This is a genomic window from Leptolyngbya sp. CCNP1308, from assembly GCF_034932455.1.
Lineage (GTDB): Bacteria > Cyanobacteriota > Cyanobacteriia > Phormidesmidales > Phormidesmidaceae > Nodosilinea.
The window spans coordinates 65669-86597 of record NZ_JAYGIH010000003.1 but is presented as its reverse complement, the minus strand read 5'-3'; the positions used below and the strand labels follow the sequence as shown (position 1 = coordinate 86597).

Sequence of the window (20929 nt, the reverse complement as noted above, 5' to 3'; positions counted from 1 at the left end):
GCTGCACCTTAATATACCGACCCACCCCATTGTGATTGACGTAACTGCATCGAGCCCCGTGACCACAACCCTAGATGGCGTTGAAGCCACCCCAGCGGCAGCAGAGCCGGTGGCGGTTCCCAAGACCAGCTACAGTTCTGAAGAAATCTACGCCCTGCTGCCGCACCGCTATCCCTTTGCCCTGGTCGATCGCATCATCGACTATGTTCCGGCTAAGCAGGCCATCGGCATCAAAAATGTCACGTTTAACGAGCCTCATTTTCAGGGGCATTTCCCCGGTCGCCCGATTATGCCGGGGGTGCTGATTGTCGAGGCCATGGCCCAGGTGGGGGGCATTGTGCTAATGCAGATTCCGGGCGTTGATGGGCTGTGCGTGTTTGCGGGTATCGACAAGGTGCGGTTTCGTCGCCCTGTGGTGCCTGGGGATCAGCTGGTGATGACCGTAGAACTGTTGGCCATGAAGCGGCTGCGGTTTGGCAAAATGCGGGGTCGGGCTGAGGTCGATGGGCAACTGGTCTGCGAAGGTGAGCTAATGTTCTCTGTGGTGGAGTCGGCAACAACTCCCCAGGGGAAATAGGAAAGGCATGTGTCTATGTTGCAATCTCTGGGTTTTGGAGGCGGGCCGTTGACTACCCTGATTCATCCCACAGCAGTGGTTCACGAGGGGGCTCAGGTGCACCCCAGCGTCAAGATCGGCCCCTATGCGGTGATTGGTGAGCAGGTGACCATTGGCCCTGGTACCGAGATTGGCTCCCATGTAGTAGTTGACGGCCAGACGACCATTGGGGCTAAAAATCGAATTTTTCCGGGGGCTGCTATCGGTTTAGAGTCTCAAGACCTCAAGTACGACGGCTCCATGAGCCGGGTGGTGATCGGCGACAACAACCTGATTCGAGAGTACGTCACCATCAACCGGGCGACCGATGCCGGGGCGGCTACCCTGGTGGGCAGCAACTGTCTGCTGATGGCCTACTCCCACGTGGCCCACAACTGCGTGGTGGAAGACCACGTGATTATTGCGAACTCGGTGGCGCTGGCGGGGCATGTGTACGTGGAGTCGGGAGCGCGCATTAGCGGCATGGTGGGGGTGCACCAGTTTGTGCGCATTGGTCGCCTGGTGATGATTGGCGGGCTGAGCCGCATCGATCGCGACGTGCCGCCCTTTACCCTGGTCAACGGCAACCCCGCTGAGGTGCGGGGGCTCAACCAGGTGGGCCTGCAGCGGGCGGGCTTGACCGCTGACCCCCAGGCCTATCGCGAGCTGAAGCAGGCCTACCGGTTGGTCTATCGCTCGGGCGAGTCGCTCAGTCAGGCGGTGGCCAAGCTCAATCAGGATGAGTCGAACGATCTGGTGCGTCACTTTAGCGAATTTTTGCGGGCGGCCCAGCAGAGCGATCGCCGTGGGTTGACCCCAGGCCGCCGCCGGAGCAAGCACAGCGATGATGATTAATTGGGGAGCAGCATAGCGGATGGCTGATCCCACTGGACGGCGAATTTTTATTAGCACGGGCGAGGTGTCGGGCGACCTGCAGGGGGCGCTGCTGGTTGAGGCGCTGGTGCAGCGATCGCGCGATCGCGCCATTGACATCGACATTACGGCTCTGGGGGGGCCGCGCATGGCCCAGGCCGGGGCTGCGCTCATGGGCGACACCACGGGCATTGGCTCAGTAGGCATTTTGGAAGCCTTGCCCTACGTGCTGCCCTCCATGCGCCTGCAGCGCCAGGCCAAGCGCACCCTGGAGATCTCTCCCCCCGACTTGGCGGTCTTAATCGACTACATGAACCCCAACCTGTCCATGGGCAGTTACTTCAAAGCCCATCATCCCCAGGTGCCGGTGATCTACTACATCGCCCCCCAGCAGTGGGTGTGGGCTTTTTCGAACCAGGACACCGAGCGGCTGGTGCAGTGCAGCGATCGCATGCTGGCCATCTTCAAAGCCGAGGCCGACTATTACCGGGGCTTTGGTGCCGACACCACCTGGGTGGGCCATCCCCTGGTCGATCGCTACCCCGCCCCCGCCGACCCGGTCGCTGCCCGCCAGCAGCTGGGCCTGCCGTTAGATGCCCCGGTGGTGACGCTGCTGCCCGCCTCTCGGCAGCAAGAGGTGAAATACCTGATGCCGGTGCTGCTCAAGGCGGCGCAGATTATCCAAGCCCGCTATCCGCAGGTCACGTTCTTGCTGCCGGTGTCGATTCCGGCGCTGCAGGCCAGTTTTGAGCAGGGACTAGCGGCCCATGGGTTAAACGGACGGGTGGTAAGTGAAGGCAGCCAGAGGGCGATCGCCGCCGCCGATGTGGCCATTACTAAGTCGGGCACCGCCAACCTCGAAATTGCTCTGATGGATGTGCCCCAGGTGGTCGCCTATCGCATTAATCCCCTCAGCGCCCGCATTGGCTACTACCTGCTCAAGTTTGATGTGCCCTACGTGTCGCCGGTCAACCTGGTGGTAAACCAGCCGGTGGTGCCCGAATTTTTGCAGTGGGAGGCGACCCCTGAGGCGATCGCCGCTGCGGCCCTAGAGCTGCTGCACAGCGAAACCGCTCGCCAGACCATGCGGGATGGCTACGCCAAAATGCGCGCAGAACTTGGCCCCCCCGGCGTTTGCCAGCGCACCGCCGATTTGATCCTCGATGCCCTGCCCAAAAAGCCGTGCCCAAAAAGCCGTGACTGAGCGCCCCCGACAGAATTGGCCTGAAACTGTTGAAGCGTCCCTAAAGTCACTACAATTGTTATGCTTTGCCCGAGAGAGGTCGCTCTGTCTCGTCTGACAGCCCGGCCCGGTGGTGACAGGAGGATCCTTGTGAACATACCTGAGCTATTTGCCCGTGGCGGCATTGCCATGTGGCCGCTGCTCCTACTTTCGATCTTGGCCGTGGGCACCATTTTGGAGCGCATCTGGTTTTGGTCGCGCATTTTGACCCGCGAGCGCGAGGTGTCTGGGCGCGTGCTAGAGGCTGCCCGCCGCGACTGGGCCGCCGCCGCCGATATTGCCTATCGCTCTACCGCACTGCCCATGGGGCGATTTCTATCGACTCCCCTCAAGCTGCAATCCCCCGATCCAGAGGTGTTTCGGCTGGCCTTAGAAACCTCGGCCAACGAAGAACTGCTGGCCATGAGCCGGGGCGAAAAAATTTTGGAGGCCGTGATTGCCCTGTCTCCTCTGCTGGGGCTGCTGGGTACCGTGCTCGGACTGATCAACTCCCTCAGTTCCATTCAAATTAGCGACCTGGGCAGCGGGGATGCCACAGCGGGCACCTCCCTGGGCATCAGCGAGGCGCTGATTAGCACCGCCACCGGCTTGATTGTGGCTATTACCGCCCTGGCCTTCTATCGCCTATTTCAGGGGTTTGTGTTTGGCCAGGCCAAAATGTTTCGTCAGGCGGGCAGCGAGCTAGAGCTGCTCTACCGCCAGAGCTGGGCCCAGCTCCATGGATTGTCGCCAGTGCCAGTGCCAGTGCCGGTACCAGCGGAGGCTCTGCCTGAGCCAAATTCCGCTGTGCCCGATGCGCCCTCTGCGGAGAAACCCTCGCTATGAAACTAGACCTGCTCGACAACCCCTCCAAGGATGTCCACCTGGAGATTGTGCCGCTGATCGACATTATCTTTTGCATTCTGACGTTCTTTATTTTGGCGGCGGTGGGCCTCACCCGGCAGCAGGCCATTGACCTAGATCTGCCCACGGCCCAGACTGGGCAACCCCTGCCTGGGCAGGTGGGTCAGGGGGCCGATCGCCTCTACGTCAGCATTGATGGCTTTGGCCAGATTTACCTTGACCAGCAGCCCGTACCCATCGAGCTGCTCAGGGATGTGCTCGGTCAGTTTAGCCAGGTTAACCCTGGCGGGCTGATTGTGCTCTACGCCGCCCGCGACGCTCGCTATGAAGATGTCGTCGTGGTGCTCGACGAGCTGCGGGCGGTAGGGGGCGATCGCGTTGCCCTAGCCACCTTGCCCGCCGATACCACCCTGGGGCCAGAGGGCACCGCACCCACCGACGATCCGGAGCAATTTCCCGAGGGCTTTCCCCAAGAGACGCCTGAAGGCCAAACCCTTCCCCCTGGGTTTGGGCAGCCTGATGGCGATCCCAGTGCCCCTACATTGCCCCTGGTTCCGAGCGAACCCACCTCACCCTTGCAGCCAGCTCCTACGCCGGAGCCGGCTCAGCCGTAGCGCAATCGGCTAGTAAAATCTGTCCTAGGATAGAGGTTGCCGACTCGGCGTTCCGGTTTTATGGGGATGCCTGGGTTGGCCAGTACCGAACTTGAGCTTCGGCTTTGCAACAACTGCATGTCTGGTTTAGATAGCCCGGGAATGTTCGATTTCCGGGCTTAATTTTGTTTGAACATCGGTTTTTTCTAATTCTGAGGCGCAGTCGCCTGCGTGTCGGCCGTTTTGTGTTGGCTTTGGTTGTCGTTGCCGCCACGGTGTTGTTTGGGGCCCAGGTTTGGCCCCAGCAGCCGGTGACTATTTCCTTTCTGCTGCGGGCCGTAGAAGCCGACCAAATGCAGGGTTTGGCTGAGCAGTTTATGGCCGAGAACCCCGACATTCGCATTGAGATGGTGCGCGGCCCCAACGCTGCCGACGCCGTCGAAAACCTCTACACCACCTCGTTTCTGCTGGGCGACTCGCCCTACGACATTCTGTTTTCAGATGTGGTGTGGATTCCCAAATTCGCGGCGGCTGGGTGGCTGCTAGACCTGTCCGATCGAGTCAGTGAAGCCGATCTTTCTGACTTTCTAGAGGCCGACGTGGCCGCTGGCTTGTACCAAGACGGCCTGTACCGCATGCCCTTTCGCTCCGACATGGGCATGCTCTACTACCGCACCGACCTGCTCGATCAGGTGGGTCTAGAACCGCCCGAAACCTTTGACGATCTGATTGCCGCCTCCCAAGCGATTCAAGAGCAGACCGACGTAGACTGGGGGTTTGCGTGGCAAGGGTTGCAGTACGAGGGTATTGTGACTAACTATGTTGAACTGGTCGCGGGCTATGGCGGCTTTTGGATTGACCCAGACACCTTGGAGGTGGGGCTCGATCAGCCCGCTGGCATCCAGGCGGCTGAATTTATGAAGACCGTGATTGACCAGGGTGTTTCTCCTCCGGGGGTGACCAACTACGTCGAGGAAGACTCCCTGCGCCAGTTTGAAAACGGCAACGTGGCTTTTCTGCGCAACTGGCCCTACGTCTGGGCCGAGGCCAACCGGGAGGGCTCTCCGGTGGCGGGCAACATTGCCCTCAAGCCGATGGTGCACGCTGAGGGCGAGCAGTCTGCGGCCTGCCTAGGGGGATGGGGTTTTGGCATTTCTTCTGCAACCCCTCACCCCGAGGAAGCCTGGCGAGTGGTGGAGTTTTTCACCAGTCCTGGCCCGATGAAAGACTTTGTCACCGAATTTGCCTACGTGCCCAGCCGTCGCGCCCTGTTCACCGATCCAGATGTGCTGGCCGTATTCCCTCACTATGAGCAGCTACTAGAGGTGGCCGAGACCACCATTCCTCGCCCGCCTGTGGGGCAGTACGCTCAGCTCTCAGACATTCTGCAACGCTATCTGAGTGCCGCTATTTCCAATCAGATGACGCCGGAAGCGGCCATGCAGGCGGCGGCGGGAGAGAGCCGGCGGGTGCTGGGGATAAAGGGGTGATGCGATAGATGGGAAAGGGGCAGATGGGTAAGGGATTAGAGGGACTATGACTAAGGACTATATTCGTCAGCGAGAGCAGCGAACCGGGTGGCTGCTGCTGTTGCCAGCGCTGCTCTTGCTGCTGTTGGTATACGCATTCCCGATTTTGCGGGCCTTTTGGCTGAGCTTTTTTACCGAAAACCTCAGCACCAACCTGGAGCCTGTGTTTACTGGCCTAGATAACTACGGGCTGATGATGCGGGATGGCCGCTTCTGGCAAAGCATGCGAAATACGGCGGTTTTCACAGTATTCACGCTCTTTTTCGAACTAATTCTGGGCCTGATTATCGCCCTCGCCCTGGATCAAGCCTTTCGCGGTCGCGGCCTGGTGCGGACGATCGCCATTCTTCCCTGGGCCTTGCCCACCGCCCTAATTGCCCTGGCCTGGCGCTGGATCTTTAACACCGAGTTTGGCGTTTGGAACGACCTGCTGCTGCGGCTACAGCTGATTGCCAGCCCGGTGAACTGGCTGGGGGAACCTTTTTGGGCCATGGTGGCAGTGATTGCCGCCGACGTGTGGAAGACGACGTCTTTTGTGGCGATTTTGCTGCTGGCGGGGCTGCAGTCGATTTCTCAAGACCTCTACGAGGCCCACGCCCTAGATGGGGCCAGCCCTTGGCAGAGCTTTCGGCAAATTACGCTGCCGCTGATTGCGCCGCAGATTGTGATTGCCATGCTGTTTCGCTTTGCCCAGTCCTTTGGCATTTTTGACCTGATTCAGGTGATGACCGGCGGTGGCCCCGGTGGCGCTACCGAGATGGTGTCGATCTATATCTACGCCGCCGTCATGCGCTACCTGGACTTTGGCTACGGGGCCGCCCTGGTGACGGTGACGTTTTTGGTGCTGGTGGCCGTCGTGGGGTTGACCTGGCTGTATCTCTCGCGCCTGCGGGCCAAGACTGAATAATTTTGAATGTGAGAGCCGCCATCTCCTAATCCAAAATCCCCAATCTAAACTCCCTTCCCCCATCCACCCATGACCACCCTTCCCCAAACTACCGCCTCTCCACCCCAAACCACCGATCGCGGCATCCCCTGGATGCGGGTGCTGCTGTGGGTGGCGATCGCATTCACCGTCATCTTCAGTCTGACCCCAGTGCTGTGGCAGGTGCTGACCTCGTTTAAGACTAACGCCGCCATCACCTCCGATGCGGTGGTCTATTTCCCCGGCTTAGATCAGCTCACCTTTGACCATTATTTAGATCTATTTCGGCAAAACCAGTTCTACATCTATATGGTCAACAGCGCTCTAGTGGCGATTGTTTCCACGGTGCTGTGTCTGGCGCTGGGTTCCCCGGCGGCCTACGCTCTGGCGCGCCTGCGAATTCCGGGAGAGCAGGTGATTTTAGCGACGGTGCTAATTGTCACCCTCTTTCCCTACATTTTGCTGTTCTTGGGCCTGCTGGAAGTGGTGCGCGCCCTGGGGCTGGCCAACAACTATCTGGCACTGATCATTCCCTACACCGCCATCAATCTGCCGCTCACCATTTTGGTGATGCGCAGCTTTTTTCAGCAGCTGCCCCGCGATTTAGAAGACTCGGCCCGTGTAGATGGCTACAACACCGTGCAGATGCTCGGGCGCATTGTGCTGCCCATGACCCTGCCCGCCCTGGTGACCACCGGCATTCTGGCCTTTATCTTCGCCTGGAATGAGTACCTGTTTGCCCTCACCTTCATGACCCGCGAAGGCATGAAAACCATCCCCGTCGCCGCCGCCCAGCTCGGCGCGACCACCCTGTTTGAGGTGCCCTACGGCCCCCTAGCCGCCGCCACCGTCGTCGGCACCCTGCCCCTGGTGCTGCTGGTGCTGTTCTTCCAGCGCCGCATTGTGCAAGGCCTCACCTCCGGCTCTGTGAAAGGGTGATGGGGAGGTGGAATGCAAAATTGAAAATTCAAAATTTTGAACTTTCAATTTTGAACTCACCACTCCTTCCCTCCACTCTCCCACCCCCCTACTCCCCTACCTCCCCAAAGACCATGGCTAAACTCGAACTCCAAAACCTCACCAAAGCCTACAGCCGCAACATTGTGCCGGTAAAGCAGCTCAATCTGGCGGTGGAAGACAACGAGTTTTTGACCCTAGTGGGGCCATCGGGCTGCGGTAAATCCACCATTCTGCGGCTGATTGCAGGGCTAGACCAGCCCACGGAGGGGCGGGTGATGATTGGCGATCGCGATGTTAGCTCGCTGCCGCCGGGCGATCGCAACATCGCCATGGTGTTCCAAAGCTACGCCCTCTATCCCCACATGACCGTGCGCGACAATGTCGCGTCGGGGCTAAAAATGCGCCACCTGCCGGCGGGCGACATTCAAAAGCGGGTGCAGGAGGTCTCTGAGGTACTGGGCCTCGATCCCCTGCTCGATCGCAAACCTGCGAAACTCTCAGGTGGACAGCGGCAGCGGGTAGCCCTGGCCCGTGCCCTGGTACGCAATCCCGATGTATTTTTGCTCGACGAACCCCTCAGCAACCTGGATGCTCTGCTGCGCGAGCAGGTGCGGGCCGACCTCAAACAAATTTTTGCCGACCAAAAATCGCCTATCGTCTACGTCACCCACGACCAGACCGAGGCCATGACTCTCTCCACCAAGGTGGCGGTGCTCAACAATGGCTATCTGCAACAGTTGGGACATCCCCACGACATCTACAAAACCCCGGCCAATCGGTTTGTGGCCAGCTTTATCGGCAGCCCCCAGATGAACCTGATTCCCCTCAGCCGTACTGGAAACACCGTAGCTCTGGGCGATTTCAGCATTCCCTGCCCCGGTGGGGTGCAGGGTGCCTCGGTGGTGCTGGGCATTCGCCCCGAGCATCTGCGGCTGCCCCGCGACGGCGACGCCCACACCGTCAGCGGCCAGGTGTTTTTGGTGGAGAACCTGGGCATGCACGATCTGGTGAGCCTCAGGGTGCAGGGCGACTCTACCCTCACCCTGAGGGCGCTGCTGCCCGCCGATGCCTCTTGGAGCAAAGAGAACCTGAAACTGGCACTGCCGCCCGAGGTGATTCACTGGTTCGACGGCGAAACCGAGCAGCGGCTTATGGCATGAGGAGAAATGCCTTAACCAAACTGGACGCTGAAGACTGTCATTAGGGCAACTCAGGTCTGCGTCTTTCCCATGGTATGCGCAAGCTCAGAAAATCTGTAGCGCGGGCAGAGTTTAGAATGGGGCCAGAGCTGCGATCGCCTGCCCGTTTTGCCCACGATCGACCAGTATTCCTGAGTAAACCTCAATTGCCCATGTACGACTCGCCCGTCAGCGAGAGTACCAACAGCAGCCCCATCCACAGCAGCAGAATGACATACAGGGTTAGCGCTACGCTTTGCAGCAGCAGCTTGATCAAGGCCAGGCGCTGATTTTGCCTGCGGCGTATGGCCCCAATCAGATCCAGGGCAGCGGCGATTACCAGCATCAGGGTTGCGATCGCCGCGACGACCCAGCTGCCATAGATCACGGGCAGCGAATTGGCCCCCAGCAGTGCTACCCCGGCGGCCACTATCAACAACCCCGCACAGACCAGCTCCACGCTGACCAGTACCGGGCTAAAACGAGCCAGACGGCTCTGGTCAAAGGCATTTCTGGCGGTTAAGGCACCCTGTATGCCAGGTAGGATCAGCAGCACCATGACCCGGAGCGCTTGAGTCCAGGGGGCTTGCACCAGGGCAAACACCACCACCATTGCGCCAAGGAATGTCAGTCCAGAAAGGAGTTGGGTCTTGGCAAATCTAACTCTGCGCAACGTGCTTTCTCCTCAAAGTTGGCTAAACGGTGGCAATGATTGTGGGTTAGCCCCGCCAGAGAGACTCTTCGGTGGCGGGGTCGAACAGGTGAGCTTTTTCGGGGGCGATCGCCAGCCAGACCTCATCGCCAATGCGCACCACCTCATCGGGGGGAATTTTGGCCAGCAGCGTCAGTTGCTCGGTCTGCACCGTCAGGTAGGTTTCGCTACCCAGGGCTTCTAAATGAGTAATGTGGCCGCGAATATTTTTGGGCGCGGGCAGAGCCAAACTGAGATGTTCGGGGCGAATGCCCAGCAGCACATCGCGGTGGTCGTGGGGCAGCAGGCGGTCGTCCCAGTCGCTCAGCAGCGACAGGCGAAACTCGGGGTGCACCAGCAAAAACGGAGCCTGCACCTGAACCGGAATCATATTCATCGGCGGGGAGCCAATGAACCCAGCTACAAAGCGGTTGGCGGGGCGGTTGTAGAGATCGAGCGGCGTAGCCACCTGCTGAATCTGGCCCTGGTTCATCACGGCGATGCGGTGGCCCATGGTCATGGCCTCCACCTGGTCGTGGGTGACGTAGATAGTGGTGATACCCAGCTGCCGCTGCAAATTCACGATCTGGGCGCGGGTTTCCATCCGCAGTTTGGCATCCAGGTTAGAGAGGGGCTCATCCATCAAAAACACCTGGGGGTTGCGGGCCATGGCGCGGCCCAGGGCCACCCGCTGTTTTTGCCCGCCGGAGAGCTGCCGGGGCTGGCGGTTGAGCAGTAGGTCGATTTGCAGCATTTTGGCTACGGCCCGCACGCGATCGTCGATTAGCCGCTCGGCGTCAGACACGTAGCGCAGACCGGGGGGCAGCCTGCGAGTGATGGAAACCAAGGGCTTTTCCCACCAGTGGCTTTGGGTGAGCAGGCGCTCTAGCTCCTGGTTGGCGGGGGAATCGCTAGGGGGGAGAGGCTTTTCGCCTAGCTCAGGCAGGGAAGTTTCGAGATCGGCTCCCATGCGGCGCAGGCCAAAGGCGAGGTTGTCGTAGACCGTCAGGTGGGGGTAGAGGGCGTAGCTCTGGAAGACCATGGCGGTGTCGCGCTGCTTGGGAGGCAGGTCGTTGACTTTGCGATCGCCCACCCAAATGCTTCCCCCGGTAATCTCCTCCAGCCCCGAGATCAGCCGCAGCAGGGTGCTTTTGCCGCAGCCCGAGGGGCCGACCAGCACCATAAATTCGCCGTCGTCGATAGTGAGGTTGATGCGCTTGAGCACCGCCGCCGCCTCGTGGTCGGTTTCTAAAGCCGTCTCGGCCTCGTGGGCTTGGCGAGACTTGGGGAAGGTTTTGTAGACGTTTTCAATTGCGACTTGGGCCACGGCAGATTGAGCGATAGAACTAAGGATCTACGGATGAATAATTTACAGAAAGGGGTTGGTAATCGTGAGTTGATCGAAAACCCTGAGATTGTTTTGCATATCTTCCGAGTAGAGGATAGCTACATTGGCCGTTAACGCGGCAGCAACAATCAGCCCATCCCAAAAAGACAGACTGTAGCGGTCACGGGTCTCAGATGCAAGGGTTAGCAAAGCCTGATCAGCGGTGATTACTCGACAGCCATTGTAAAAGTCTTGGATCAAGCTTTGAACTTGCGATTCATCAAATCGTGCTTTTGTGATGAGATTGACGCAAACCTCATTAACAACTTGAACAATGATGACAACCCCTGGAGCATCAATTAGGTCATTAGAAACCTGGGCTTTGTGAAGCTCTCCTGGAGCAGGCTGACGTTTTTTCAGCAGGGCATATAGCCAGATATTTGAGTCTAAAAAGTGAGTGTTAGAAGTTGCGGTCATGCGCTTCCTCGCGGCTGAGGGGCACGAAGTCATCAACAGCGATAGGGTTTTCGAGCAGTTTGGCAATCAAGCCGGTCTTTGCCGTGTCGGGCTGGGTCAAGATCGTCACTTCGACCTGGTCAGTACCGCTCAGAGCTTGTTTGTATTCCGCCGGAATCTCGATCATCCCATCTTTAATTGGCGCTTTGAACGTGATGAATGACATCGGTATCCCTCGGCTAAAGTCGAGTAGAACATCATCTACCCAGGTCAAGTACTGACCCAGACCAACGCCTACTCTACAAAACTATCCTAGCCTTATTCTGATGCCGCCCCGTTGCTGGCGTCTGGTTCCGGCCCAGTCACACGACGCACCTGGGTGATGGTTTCGCCTTTGTTAGGTTTGACGATGCGATCGCTCTCTCCAGTCCGCCCCTGGCGCGGCACCGAGTCGATGGGGATGACGGCGGTGCGGTCGGCGCTGGTAAACAGCGTCACCGATTCCTTGGGCACGGCGGGCAGCATTTCTACCAGGCTGTCGGTTTTAAGGCTGAACTGGAAAGATTGGGTGCCAATATCGCCACGCTTGGCCACTCGTAAACCCTCGATGGGCAGGCGTTTGGCATAGCCCGCCGCCGTCACCAGCAGTAGGCAGTCTTTGCTCGACTGCACCGCTACGCAGCCCGCTAGGGTTTCGGTTTTGCCCATGCGAATGCCCTGGGGACCCTGGGCGGCGCGGCCCATCACCTGGAGATTGTCGTCATCGATGGGGAAGCGCAGCAGTCGCCCGCCGGTCGTCCCCAGCACCAGGTCATCGCCCAGCTCGGCCAGGGTGACATGGGCCAGCTCATCGCCATCTTTGACCTTAATCGCCGTTAGACCGCGCCCGGTAAGGTTGGTGAACTCTTGGAGCGGGGCGCGCTTTATTTTGCCCTTGCGGGTGACGAGGATGAGATCCTGCTCCAGTAGGTCGTCGCGGATGATAAACTGCGCCACGATCGCATCGGCGGCGGGCGGCACCGAACCCGGCAGCAGATTCACCAAGGGTGATCCCTTGCCCTGTCGGGGGTTGTTGGGAATATTCTCCACCGCCACGGTGAAGGCGCGGCCATCGCGGGTGAGGGTGAGCACCTCCTGGGTGGTGAGGGCGGGTTCAACCTGCACCACTGGGTCGTCATCAACCTCATGGAGTTTGGGGTTGGTATCGACTTCTAAACGAGCCTGCCGCCGCTGATAGGATTTTTGCGAATAGCGACGCACGTAGCCTTTTTGGGTGAATTCCACCACAGCGGCTTCTTCAACCGTTTCGGCGATGATTTCTTCGACCTGCTGCGACTCTTCGGCCCGTTCGGCGTCGGTCTGGATGCGGGTGCGGCGGGGGTCGTTGAACTTTTTCTTCAGCGATCGCAGCTCTTTTTTCATCCCTTTGAGCAGTTCGTTGCGATCGCTCAGCAGCCGGTTCAGCTCATTGCGCCGCTGGGTCAGTTCTTCTGCCTCGGTGGCGAGGCCCTGGCGCTCCATGCCGGTGAGCTTGCGCAGGGGCATGGCCAAAATCGCGTCTGACTGGCGCTCGCTGAGGTCAAATTGCTGCTGAAAGGTTTGCTTAGCGGTGGTGCCGTCGGGGGCGTTGCGCAGAATGTCGATGATCGCATCCAGGTTATTCAACGCCGTCAGCAGCCCCTCGGTGATGTGCAGCTTAGCTTCAGTTTTTTCGAGCTGGTGCTGGTAGTGGCGGGTAAGGGTGATTTCGCGAAAATCAAGAAACGCCTGCATCACGTCGCGCAGGGGCATCTGGCGGGGCTGGCCATCATCCAGCGCCAGCATAATGACGCCAAAGTTGGTCTGTAGGGGGGTGGTGCGATAGAGGTCTTGCAGCACCCGCTGGGCCGGGGTGTCGCGCTTCAGTTCGATCACGACCCGCATGCCGTCGCGATCGCTCTCATCGCGAATATCGGCAATCCCCTCCAGCCGTCCGGCATTTACCAGTTGGGCGATCTTCTCAATCCACCCCGCCTTGTTCACCTGGTAGGGCAATTCAGTGACGATAATCGCGTTGCGCCGCTGCCGACCCCGGCCCGGGTGGACTTCCTCAAATTGGCAAATGCCGCGCACGGGGATACTGCCCCGCCCGGTGCGGTAGGCATCGAGAATGCCCTCGGTGCCGATGATCTCGCCCCCGGTGGGGAAGTCGGGGCCGGGGATGAGACGAAACAGGTCGTCGTCAGTGAGGTTGGGGCGATCGATCATCGCCACTAGCCCGTCGATCACCTCCCCCATGTTGTGGGGCGGAATGTTGGTGGCCATGCCCACGGCAATGCCCGACGAGCCATTCAGCAACAGGTTGGGCAACTGGGTGGGCAATACCACCGGCTCCTGCTGGGAGCTGTCAAAGTTGTCGCTAAAGTCAACCAGGGCTTCGCTGATATCGGTCAGCATGGCCTCGTTGCTGACTGGCGACAGGCGGGTTTCGGTGTAGCGCATGGCCGCCGGGGGGTCGTTATCGACCGAGCCAAAGTTGCCATGGCCATCCAGCAGCGGGTAGCGGCTAGAGAAGGTCTGCACCATGCGCACCAGGGCCTCGTACACCGCCTGGTCACCGTGGGGGTGGTATTTACCCAGCACGTCGCCGACCACGCGGGCGCACTTTCGGTAGGGGCGATCGGGCGTCAACCCCAGTTCGTGCATGGCGTAGAGAATACGGCGGTGCACCGGTTTGAGGCCGTCGCGCACGTCGGGCAGCGCCCGGCCCACAATCACGCTCATGGCGTATTCCAGGTACGACCGCTGCACCTCGGTGTGGAGCGAGGTGGGCACAATTTGCCCAGAGGCGAGGATGTCGAGTTGGTCGGCCATGGGCGGGGGTCCTGGATGAGACTAAAAGGGGGACGGGTTAGGCGGGGTAGACGGGCTCTAGCTGAGTTTAGCCATAGCCTACGCATGAATTGACGCTTCAAGGCCCAATGCGCAGTCTAAATTTAATCGGCCTTGATAAATCGGCGTTAACAATGCTGTAACTTATAGGCAAGCTTGTGGGTATGGCAAGCATCTGGGCACTTTAGTCTACCCGGCATGGGTCGCTCACCTAAAAAGCTTATCCAGGAAAGTCATGGCTGTGGCAGCCTAGATAGATCTGGCGCATCAACCTGACGACGACTTAACGACCATATTCCTCCAACGACAGGGGTAGACACACGCAATGAAGACCGTCTTACTCGTTGAAGACGACCTGGTAAATGCCCGAGTATTTTCTAAAATATTGACCAAGCGTGGGGGCCTGGCGGTTAAGCACACCGAAGACGTCGCCGAGGTGATGAGCATAGCCCGCAGTGGTGACGTTGACGTAGTGTTGATGGATGTGTCGCTGGCCCACAGCATGTACCAGGGCAAGCCGATGGATGGCATCAAGATTACCCAACTGCTGAAGTCTGACCCGGCCACGGCCAAACTGCCGGTGATTTTGGTGACCGCCCACGCCATGGAGGGCGATCGCGAGAATTTCTTGAGCCAGAGCGGAGCCGATGGCTATATTTCTAAGCCAGTCATTGACCATCAGGAATTTGTGGATCAAATTAAAGCCACGATGGGAGATGCCGAATAAGTACACTTGTACTTTATTTGTCGCATTTCTGCAACCCGCTAATCCCTGTGGCGGCTAATCCCCATATCAGCGGCTATACTCCCTAGGCCGATCGCACCCCAGGCGGCTGCGCGGCTCGCTGCACGGCACTCAACCCCACCTCTGCCAGCAGTGCCAGCAGCGCCACCGGCACCGCCCCCACCAGCAAAATCGCCGGGTCGTAGGCGGCAAACCCCAGCACAATAAACGCTCCCAGTCCGCCCGCCCCCACAAAGGCTGCCAGGGTGGCGCTGGCGATCACCTCCACCGTGGCGGTTTTGATGCCCGCAATCACCACCGGCAGCGCCAGGGGAATTTCGACCTGCTTGAGAATATCGGCCTGGGGCATACCCATGCCCGTAGCGGCTTCACGAATGGCGGGGCTAATGGTGCGAAAGGCGACATCGGTGCTGATGAGAATGGGCGGCATCACCAAGAGCGTCAGCGCCAGCACCGCCGACCAAAAGCTCAGCCCCAGCACCGGCACCGCCAAAAACAGCACCGCCAGGCTGGGGATGACTCGCAGGGCGTTGAAGCTGTTGAGCATAACCGTAGAAACAAGGCGCGATCGCGCGCTCCACAGCCCCAGGGGCAGTCCCACCAGCAGCCCAATCGCCAGAGGCACCGCTACTAACAATAGGTGTTGTTGCAGGGCGGTGAGGATGCGATCGCTGTTTTCCAGCGCGTACTGATAGGCGTTTTGCAGAGTCGGCAACATCGATATGCCTTTAAGGAACAAGCCAATCCTCGACGGGATTGATTAACTTCAAGGTCTTAATTGTAGAGAATATTCCAAAGCTGTTGACCCCACACCCATTTTGCCGCAGCTCATCACTGCCCCTGGGGGCCGCAGTGACTCATCTGCCAAGAGAGAGGCTGGCGGCTCTGCCAGCCCTTTACACCGGGTGGAAGAAAAACGAGGCTCCGAGAATGGCGAAGGTAGACAGCAACAGCACCCCCTCTAGCCAGTTCGATTTGCCGTCCTGGCTGATCAGGTTAACCACGGCGACGGCGATCACTACCGCGATCGCCTCAAAGGGGCCAAAATTCAAATCCATCGGCTGGCCAATAAAGTAGCCGATAATCACCAGAATGGGGGCCACCAGCAGGGCCACCAGCAGGCTCGACCCCATGGCGATCGACACGGCCAAATCCATGTTGTTCTTCACAGCCATGCGCACGGCGGTGACATACTCCGCCGCACCGCCCACCAGGGGCAGCAAAATCACCCCCGTAAACAGGTCGGTCAGCCCTAGCATGTTGGCCGTTTCTTCCACCGCGCCCACAAAAATTTCTGACTCAACCGCCACCCCAATGGTGGCCGCCAGCAGCACCCCCAGCCAAAGCGCCACATTGGGCTTTTCGCCTTCACCGTGCTCCCCTGCGCCGTGCTCGCCCTCAGCGTCGCTCACCCCCACGTCGTAGAGGTAGCTGTGGGTTTTGAGGGAAAATAGCAGCGTTAGCCCGTAGACCACAATCATTACCACCGCCACGGTCAGCGACAGGCGGCTAATGGCGGTCGGCTCCACAATGTTTGAGGTGTTGATCACCATGGCGGGCAGCACGATCGCCGTCACCGCCAGGGCCATGGTGCTGCCGTTGATGCCCGCAACGTTGCGATTAAATTCCTGCTCTTTGTAGCGCAGCCCGCCAAAGAACATCGAGAGGCCCAAAACCAGCAGCAGGTTAGCCAAAATTGACCCGGTGATGCTGGCCTTGACGATATCGATCAGCCCAGCCTTGAGGGCGACCAGGGCAATAATTAGCTCGGTGGCGTTGCCAAAGACGGCGTTGATTAAGCCACCAATGGTTGGCCCGGTGACCACGGCCAGCTCTTCGGTCGCGGTGCTCAGCCAAATCGCCAGGGGCACAATGGCTAGCGCCGACAGCCCAAACACCGCTAGGGCACCCCACTCTAGGCGTTCTGCTGCGATCGAGATCGGAATAAAGAGCAGCAGACCTAGAGAGACAATATTTTTTATCGACATAGATAACCAGCCAAAGGGATAGATGGAGAATCCAGACGTAATAGTACCCGCATTAAGCTCTGGAGTCAGGGGGCGATCGCCCTTGAGGGCGGGTTGTTTGCCATCGTCCTTGAGGGCGGGTCGTTGACTGTTGTCCCAAAACTCACTTAGCTACCCCGCTAGCAGCTGCATCATCTGTTCCTGGCTGAGAACGCTTCCCACCACCCGGCGCACGGGTTCTGGAGAAACCTGAATTAGCGTGGGGGTAGCGGTAATATGGGCAGCCTCGGCCTCGGCGGGGTGGGTGGTCACGTCGATGACCTGGAGCGTGTAGGCATCGGGCAGGGTTGACTCTAGGGTAGTGTACAAAAACCGCAGCATTTTTTCGGTAATGGCGGCGTCGGTGCTGCTGACGAAAAGCTTAAAGGCGTAGGTCTCGGGTAAGGGATCGATCAGCGCCAGGGGTGTTTCAATTCCACTGATGGGGGGGCGGGGCGCGGCGATCGCCTGCTCCACGCGCATCACTAACTCATGGCATTCCCACAATTGGGGAAAGGTTGACTGGTACGACTCGATCAGCGCCACCGAACATTCTTCAGCGTTAGTGTAGTTGGGCTGCCACTGCAAACTGCCGAGGCTAAAGAGGGCATTGAGCAGAGGCTGAAACCGCAGGGCACGGGGGTAGGCCTCGGCCACGGTCACCGGGGTCTGGGTCGTGGGGTTAACCCAGCGATCTACAGTGGCCGTAAAGCAGGGCAGCAAAAAGTAGGGCGGCTCCGGTAGCTCTAGATGGGTCTGTAGCGCCGCACAGAGATCGATGTGCCAGTGGGCTCGTTTTTGCTCATCGATGCAGTAGACGCAGTCGCCCCCAGGAGTAAATAGGGCAATGCCTTTAAAGCTAGAGGCGACTGAATCAACCACTGGGCCAACTGCGGTGCCGTTAGACACGGCCGCGCAGCATTTGGGCCATCTCATTTTGCTTGGGCGACATTTCCAGCGCGGTCTCTTCGGTGATGCGCCCTGACTCGTAGAGGGCGTAGAGCGACTGGTTCATGGTGCACATGCCGTCGAAGGTACATTTGGGAATCAGCGCTTCGACCTCGTCGAGCTGGCCCCGCAGAATATAGTCTTTGATGGCATCAGTGTTGATCAAGATGTCGTGGAAGGCGGCTCGCTTGCCGTCGGTGGTGCGGCAGAGGCCCTGGGCAATCACCGCCACCAGCGACTCAGCCAATGAGACCCGCACCGGAGCCTGCTGCTCGGGTTCATAGAGGTTGAGAATCCGCTCTACGGTTTTGACGGCGCTGTTGGTGTGCAGGGTACCCATTACCAAGTGACCCGTTTGGGCCGCTTTCAGGGCGGTGTTAACGGTTTCCTTGTCCCGCATTTCACCCACCAGAATGATGTCGGGGTCTTCCCGCAGGGAGGCCTTGAGGGCGTTGTCGAACTTCTGGGTGTGCATGCCCACTTCCCGCTGTTTGACCAGCGATCGCTTGCTCTGGTGCACAAATTCCACCGGGTCTTCGATGGTGATGATGTTTTTGGGCATCTCGGTGTTGACGTAGTCAATCATCGCCGCCATAGTGGTCGATTTACCCGAGCCCGTCGGCCCCGTCACCAGCACCAGACCCTTGTGGTAGTGGCACACATCCCGAAAGATGGGCGAGAACCCCAGCTGGTCGAGGGTGAGAATTTTCACCGGAATTAAACGCAGCACCATGGCCGGGCCGCGCAGGGCGTCAAAGATGTTGATCCGGATGCGGGTGAAGTCGTACTGGGCGGCTCCGTCAAAGTCAAGGGTTTGGCGAAATTCTTGAATTTCGTCGGGCTTGAGAATTTCCCCTAGCCAAGAATAAAAGGTGGCTTCGTCGGTAACGGGGTACTCGGTGGTTGAAATATCGCCGCGATCGCGGAACCGAGGAATTTCCCCCACCCCCAGGTGAACATCCGAAAAGCCCTTATCGAAGGCCTCGCGCACGATTTTTTCAAGGGTCGGCCCGCCGCTCACCTTGAGGGTCTCTGCCGCCTTGGGCATGGGGGGCGGTGACGCCGGGCGGTGACGCGCCTGGCCCGGTGCCGGTGCCGGGGGAGCCTGAGGAGCTGCCGCTGGGGCCTGGCCTACTGGAGCCTGACGGGCCGCCGGAGCTTGCCCAGCCGCCGCCTGGGCCGCTGCTTGCCCCGCTGCCCGAGCGGCGGCTTGAGCCCGGGCCTGGGCTGAGGCCTGGGCCTGGGCCGCCGTCTGGGGCGGGGGCGGTGGGGGCGGTGGTGCCGGTTGGGCCCCAGGGGCGTTGGGTAACTCAGCCATAAAAGGGTTCTCCATGATGGACTCGACAGCGACAGGTACAACAGCTGGGCAGGGACAGGGGCCCGTCTACCCGTGGAATACAGTCAGGTTGCCCACATTGGGTGCAGAACTTAGCTAGCCCATCACCTGCGGCGATGCGACGACAGTCAAAGGAGCGATCGCAGTATTTGCTGGGCTGGTTATCACCCCTGAGTATACAACCTGTGCCCAATTAGCACCCTAATGTGCTAGGCAGTGTTTTAAAACCGGCGATACGATGGGAGTGTAGATTAGTACACTTAAACGTCTGCGACGGCGGGGGATTGGCGCCGTGATTCCCCGTCGGGCAGATGAATCTCGCCAGGGCACTCGCTTTGACCACGCCGCCTATCGAGAACGAAATCGGGTCGAGCGTACGCTAAATCGATTGAAGCAGTATCGGCGCATTGCCACACGCTATGAGAAACGAGCGGTCAATTATCTCGCCATGCTGACGATTGCAGCCATGATGCTTTGGCTTTAAACTTCCAATCCTGACTTCCAATCCTGAAGCTGTCTCACGGATCGATGGGTCAATTATTCTTGATCGATACCGGTTAACTCGTTAATCACCGAAGAAAGATTCTGCTACCATTCAGGCAAGACAACTAGGGGGTAGACTAGAGCAACTGTTAGGCGCACCCTTAGGGCTTGCCCCTCCTGGCTGAAGGTAAGCTGGCGTAAGTGAGCTTAGGTTTGGGCTTTATCTGCGGTGGGTAGGTCTGGTCTATAGGAGCGATCGCGGCGATGGGGTGGGTAAACGCGATAGGTTCTATGTTTCCCTGGTGATTTAGGTCGTCGTTCCATTCTCAACCGATTCTAAGCTCCGTTTTTGCTAGTGTCAGCGCATGCCACTCCACACCAAACTCAGTAATATTCTCATTGTTGAAGACAGTAAAGGCCGCCGAGAAATTGTCTTGGATGGGTCGGTATATTCCATTGGGCGAGATCCCAAGTGCGACATTCGCCTGTCGTCTCAGTTCGTGTCGCGGCACCACGCCACCCTAGTACAACTGCCGAAGGATGACGATACGTTTTACTACCGCATCGTTGATGGCAATCTGAAGGGTAAACCCAGCGCTAACGGAATGCTGATCAACGGCCGCAAGCTGCAGGCCCACGATCTCAAAAATGAAGATGAGATCGTGTTTGGTCCGCAAGCTCGCGCTATCTACTACCAGCTAAAGCGTGATAGTCAGTCGACCCTGCCTCCCGATGAGTTTGATATCACCCTGATTAGCCCCAACATGGTGGAAGAGGGTGACGAGGAGTCAGACAGTCTAGACGACGATACCCAAATTTAGACAGCTGCAAAGGGCAGCTGCTAGATGGTGTTCTGAGCCTTACACTAAGGCCACAATGGCCTCATTTATGGTGCTGAACACCTGCTCGCAGTGATTGTTGCGGTGCAGAGGAAGTTCTTCGTTGCTGACGACTAGGTTTACCAGAGCAGCGTCGGCAGCTACCGTAGGCGGGTTGATCAGCACCTCAATGGTGGTGAGCTGGGCCAGAGATACCTGTCCGGGCTGTTCTTTGGCCATCAGGTAGTCGCTAGTTTCGTAGACCATATTGAGCCCACAGGCTTGCAGTGAGCTAACAATGGCGTCGCGCAGCCGAGCGGTGGCGGCAGAGACAGGAAGTGTGTTGGTATACCGGGCCATAGGCGTCCTCGCTGAGACCGTTGTAACTACAGGGTAATGCATGGTCATGGTAGACCTGTGGTGACAAGCCCATTGCTACACCCCTGACCTTAGTATGCACCAGTCCGGTTTGTATCTTAATGTATACCATAGCTCGCTGGGGGGCTGAG

The 20929-nt window shown here is 58.8% G+C and carries 21 protein-coding genes and 1 pseudogene; 12 read left to right on the top strand and 10 right to left on the bottom strand.

The window, feature by feature from the left end:
* Positions 1–109 precede the first annotated feature (109 nt).
* The 9 genes from fabZ (at position 110) to VB780_RS02465 (ending at position 8721) form a co-directional block, all read left to right on the top strand.
* The gene (gene fabZ / locus VB780_RS02505) at positions 110–577 is read left to right on the top strand and encodes a 3-hydroxyacyl-ACP dehydratase FabZ (protein ID WP_323349672.1); all 468 of its coding nucleotides are present in this window, start codon (positions 110–112) and stop codon (positions 575–577) included.
* Positions 578–625: 48 nt separating this feature from the next.
* Positions 626–1450, top strand: coding sequence for an acyl-ACP--UDP-N-acetylglucosamine O-acyltransferase (gene lpxA, locus VB780_RS02500; protein WP_323349558.1), 825 nt, complete (start codon positions 626–628; stop codon positions 1448–1450).
* Between the two features lie 19 nt (positions 1451–1469).
* Positions 1470–2672, top strand: coding sequence for a lipid-A-disaccharide synthase (gene lpxB, locus VB780_RS02495; RefSeq protein WP_323349557.1), 1203 nt, complete (start codon positions 1470–1472; stop codon positions 2670–2672).
* Between the two features lie 129 nt (positions 2673–2801).
* Complete coding sequence (locus VB780_RS02490; RefSeq protein ID WP_323349556.1) at positions 2802–3536, top strand: MotA/TolQ/ExbB proton channel family protein; 735 nt, start codon at positions 2802–2804, stop codon at positions 3534–3536.
* Entirely contained in the window at positions 3533–4168 is a 636-nt protein-coding gene (locus VB780_RS02485) for an ExbD/TolR family protein (RefSeq protein ID WP_323349555.1), read from the top strand. Before VB780_RS02490 ends, VB780_RS02485 begins: the two co-directional genes overlap by 4 nt.
* Before the next feature lie 224 nt (positions 4169–4392).
* The gene (locus tag VB780_RS02480) at positions 4393–5637 is read left to right on the top strand and encodes an ABC transporter substrate-binding protein (protein ID WP_323349554.1); all 1245 of its coding nucleotides are present in this window, start codon (positions 4393–4395) and stop codon (positions 5635–5637) included.
* Between the two features lie 46 nt (positions 5638–5683).
* Complete coding sequence (locus VB780_RS02475; protein WP_323349553.1) at positions 5684–6583, top strand: sugar ABC transporter permease; 900 nt, start codon at positions 5684–5686, stop codon at positions 6581–6583.
* 69 nt (positions 6584–6652) lie between these two features.
* Complete coding sequence (locus VB780_RS02470) at positions 6653–7540, top strand: carbohydrate ABC transporter permease (RefSeq protein ID WP_323349552.1); 888 nt, start codon at positions 6653–6655, stop codon at positions 7538–7540.
* A gap of 113 nt (positions 7541–7653) precedes the next feature.
* The gene (locus VB780_RS02465) at positions 7654–8721 is read left to right on the top strand and encodes an ABC transporter ATP-binding protein (protein WP_323349551.1); all 1068 of its coding nucleotides are present in this window, start codon (positions 7654–7656) and stop codon (positions 8719–8721) included.
* Positions 8722–8902: 181 nt separating this feature from the next.
* Here VB780_RS02465 and VB780_RS02460 read toward each other — a convergent pair whose 3' ends face one another.
* From VB780_RS02460 to gyrA, 5 genes are all read right to left on the bottom strand, one after another.
* The gene (locus VB780_RS02460; protein WP_323349550.1) at positions 8903–9412 is read right to left on the bottom strand and encodes a hypothetical protein; all 510 of its coding nucleotides are present in this window, start codon (positions 9410–9412) and stop codon (positions 8903–8905) included.
* A 46-nt stretch (positions 9413–9458) separates the two neighbouring features.
* On the bottom strand, positions 9459–10757 hold the full coding sequence (locus tag VB780_RS02455; protein WP_323349549.1) for an ABC transporter ATP-binding protein: 1299 nt from the start codon (positions 10755–10757) through the stop codon (positions 9459–9461).
* A gap of 42 nt (positions 10758–10799) precedes the next feature.
* On the bottom strand, positions 10800–11234 hold the full coding sequence (locus tag VB780_RS02450; RefSeq protein ID WP_323349548.1) for a PIN domain-containing protein: 435 nt from the start codon (positions 11232–11234) through the stop codon (positions 10800–10802).
* Positions 11218–11439 (bottom strand): hypothetical protein, encoded by a 222-nt coding sequence (locus VB780_RS02445; protein ID WP_323349547.1) that lies wholly within the window; start codon positions 11437–11439, stop codon positions 11218–11220. Before VB780_RS02445 ends, VB780_RS02450 begins: the two co-directional genes overlap by 17 nt.
* A gap of 92 nt (positions 11440–11531) precedes the next feature.
* On the bottom strand, positions 11532–14066 hold the full coding sequence (gene gyrA, locus VB780_RS02440; RefSeq protein ID WP_323349546.1) for a DNA gyrase subunit A: 2535 nt from the start codon (positions 14064–14066) through the stop codon (positions 11532–11534).
* A 343-nt stretch (positions 14067–14409) separates the two neighbouring features.
* On the opposite strand from gyrA, the gene VB780_RS02435 reads away from it, so the two are divergent.
* Complete coding sequence (locus VB780_RS02435) at positions 14410–14811, top strand: response regulator (protein WP_323349545.1); 402 nt, start codon at positions 14410–14412, stop codon at positions 14809–14811.
* A gap of 82 nt (positions 14812–14893) precedes the next feature.
* Here VB780_RS02435 and VB780_RS02430 read toward each other — a convergent pair whose 3' ends face one another.
* From VB780_RS02430 to VB780_RS02415, 4 genes are all read right to left on the bottom strand, one after another.
* Positions 14894–15547 carry an ABC transporter permease gene (locus VB780_RS02430; RefSeq protein WP_323349544.1) on the bottom strand — a complete coding sequence of 218 codons (654 nt, stop codon included), beginning with the start codon at positions 15545–15547 and terminating at the stop codon, positions 14894–14896.
* A 178-nt stretch (positions 15548–15725) separates the two neighbouring features.
* Positions 15726–16817: a calcium/proton exchanger gene (gene cax / locus VB780_RS02425; RefSeq protein ID WP_323349543.1), complete on the bottom strand. Its 1092-nt coding sequence runs from the start codon at positions 16815–16817 to the stop codon at positions 15726–15728.
* Positions 16818–16967: 150 nt separating this feature from the next.
* The gene (locus tag VB780_RS02420) at positions 16968–17717 is read right to left on the bottom strand and encodes a circadian clock KaiB family protein (RefSeq protein WP_323349542.1); all 750 of its coding nucleotides are present in this window, start codon (positions 17715–17717) and stop codon (positions 16968–16970) included.
* A gap of 19 nt (positions 17718–17736) precedes the next feature.
* Positions 17737–19101 carry a type IV pilus twitching motility protein PilT gene (locus tag VB780_RS02415; RefSeq protein ID WP_323349541.1) on the bottom strand — a complete coding sequence of 455 codons (1365 nt, stop codon included), beginning with the start codon at positions 19099–19101 and terminating at the stop codon, positions 17737–17739.
* Positions 19102–19384: 283 nt separating this feature from the next.
* On the opposite strand from VB780_RS02415, the pseudogene VB780_RS02410 reads away from it, so the two are divergent.
* Both VB780_RS02410 and VB780_RS02405 read left to right on the top strand, forming a co-directional pair.
* Positions 19385–19603: pseudogene (locus VB780_RS02410) on the top strand (transposase); the annotation flags it as partial.
* 364 nt (positions 19604–19967) lie between these two features.
* Entirely contained in the window at positions 19968–20423 is a 456-nt protein-coding gene (locus VB780_RS02405; protein ID WP_323349540.1) for an FHA domain-containing protein, read from the top strand.
* Between the two features lie 39 nt (positions 20424–20462).
* Here the strand turns inward: VB780_RS02405 and VB780_RS02400 are convergent, their stop codons facing one another.
* Positions 20463–20780, bottom strand: coding sequence for a hypothetical protein (locus VB780_RS02400; protein WP_323349539.1), 318 nt, complete (start codon positions 20778–20780; stop codon positions 20463–20465).
* Positions 20781–20929: the final 149 nt, after the last annotated feature.

Bases quoted from the DNA above. Each gene is read 5' to 3' on its own strand.
- VB780_RS02485 (WP_323349555.1), top strand. From the start codon at position 3,533: ATGAAACTAGACCTGCTCGACAACCCCTCCAAGGATGTCCACCTGGAG.
- VB780_RS02465 (WP_323349551.1), top strand. From the start codon at position 7,654: ATGGCTAAACTCGAACTCCAAAACCTCACCAAAGCCTACAGCCGCAAC.
- lpxB (WP_323349557.1), top strand. From the start codon at position 1,470: ATGGCTGATCCCACTGGACGGCGAATTTTTATTAGCACGGGCGAGGTG.
- VB780_RS02405 (WP_323349540.1), top strand. From the start codon at position 19,968: ATGCCACTCCACACCAAACTCAGTAATATTCTCATTGTTGAAGACAGT.
- VB780_RS02400 (WP_323349539.1), bottom strand. From the start codon at position 20,780: ATGGCCCGGTATACCAACACACTTCCTGTCTCTGCCGCCACCGCTCGG.
- cax (WP_323349543.1), bottom strand. From the start codon at position 16,817: ATGTCGATAAAAAATATTGTCTCTCTAGGTCTGCTGCTCTTTATTCCG.
- VB780_RS02435 (WP_323349545.1), top strand. From the start codon at position 14,410: ATGAAGACCGTCTTACTCGTTGAAGACGACCTGGTAAATGCCCGAGTA.
- VB780_RS02430 (WP_323349544.1), bottom strand. From the start codon at position 15,547: ATGTTGCCGACTCTGCAAAACGCCTATCAGTACGCGCTGGAAAACAGC.
- VB780_RS02445 (WP_323349547.1), bottom strand. From the start codon at position 11,439: ATGTCATTCATCACGTTCAAAGCGCCAATTAAAGATGGGATGATCGAG.
- VB780_RS02415 (WP_323349541.1), bottom strand. From the start codon at position 19,101: ATGGCTGAGTTACCCAACGCCCCTGGGGCCCAACCGGCACCACCGCCC.
- VB780_RS02475 (WP_323349553.1), top strand. From the start codon at position 5,684: ATGACTAAGGACTATATTCGTCAGCGAGAGCAGCGAACCGGGTGGCTG.
- VB780_RS02450 (WP_323349548.1), bottom strand. From the start codon at position 11,234: ATGACCGCAACTTCTAACACTCACTTTTTAGACTCAAATATCTGGCTA.
- VB780_RS02470 (WP_323349552.1), top strand. From the start codon at position 6,653: ATGACCACCCTTCCCCAAACTACCGCCTCTCCACCCCAAACCACCGAT.
- gyrA (WP_323349546.1), bottom strand. From the start codon at position 14,066: ATGGCCGACCAACTCGACATCCTCGCCTCTGGGCAAATTGTGCCCACC.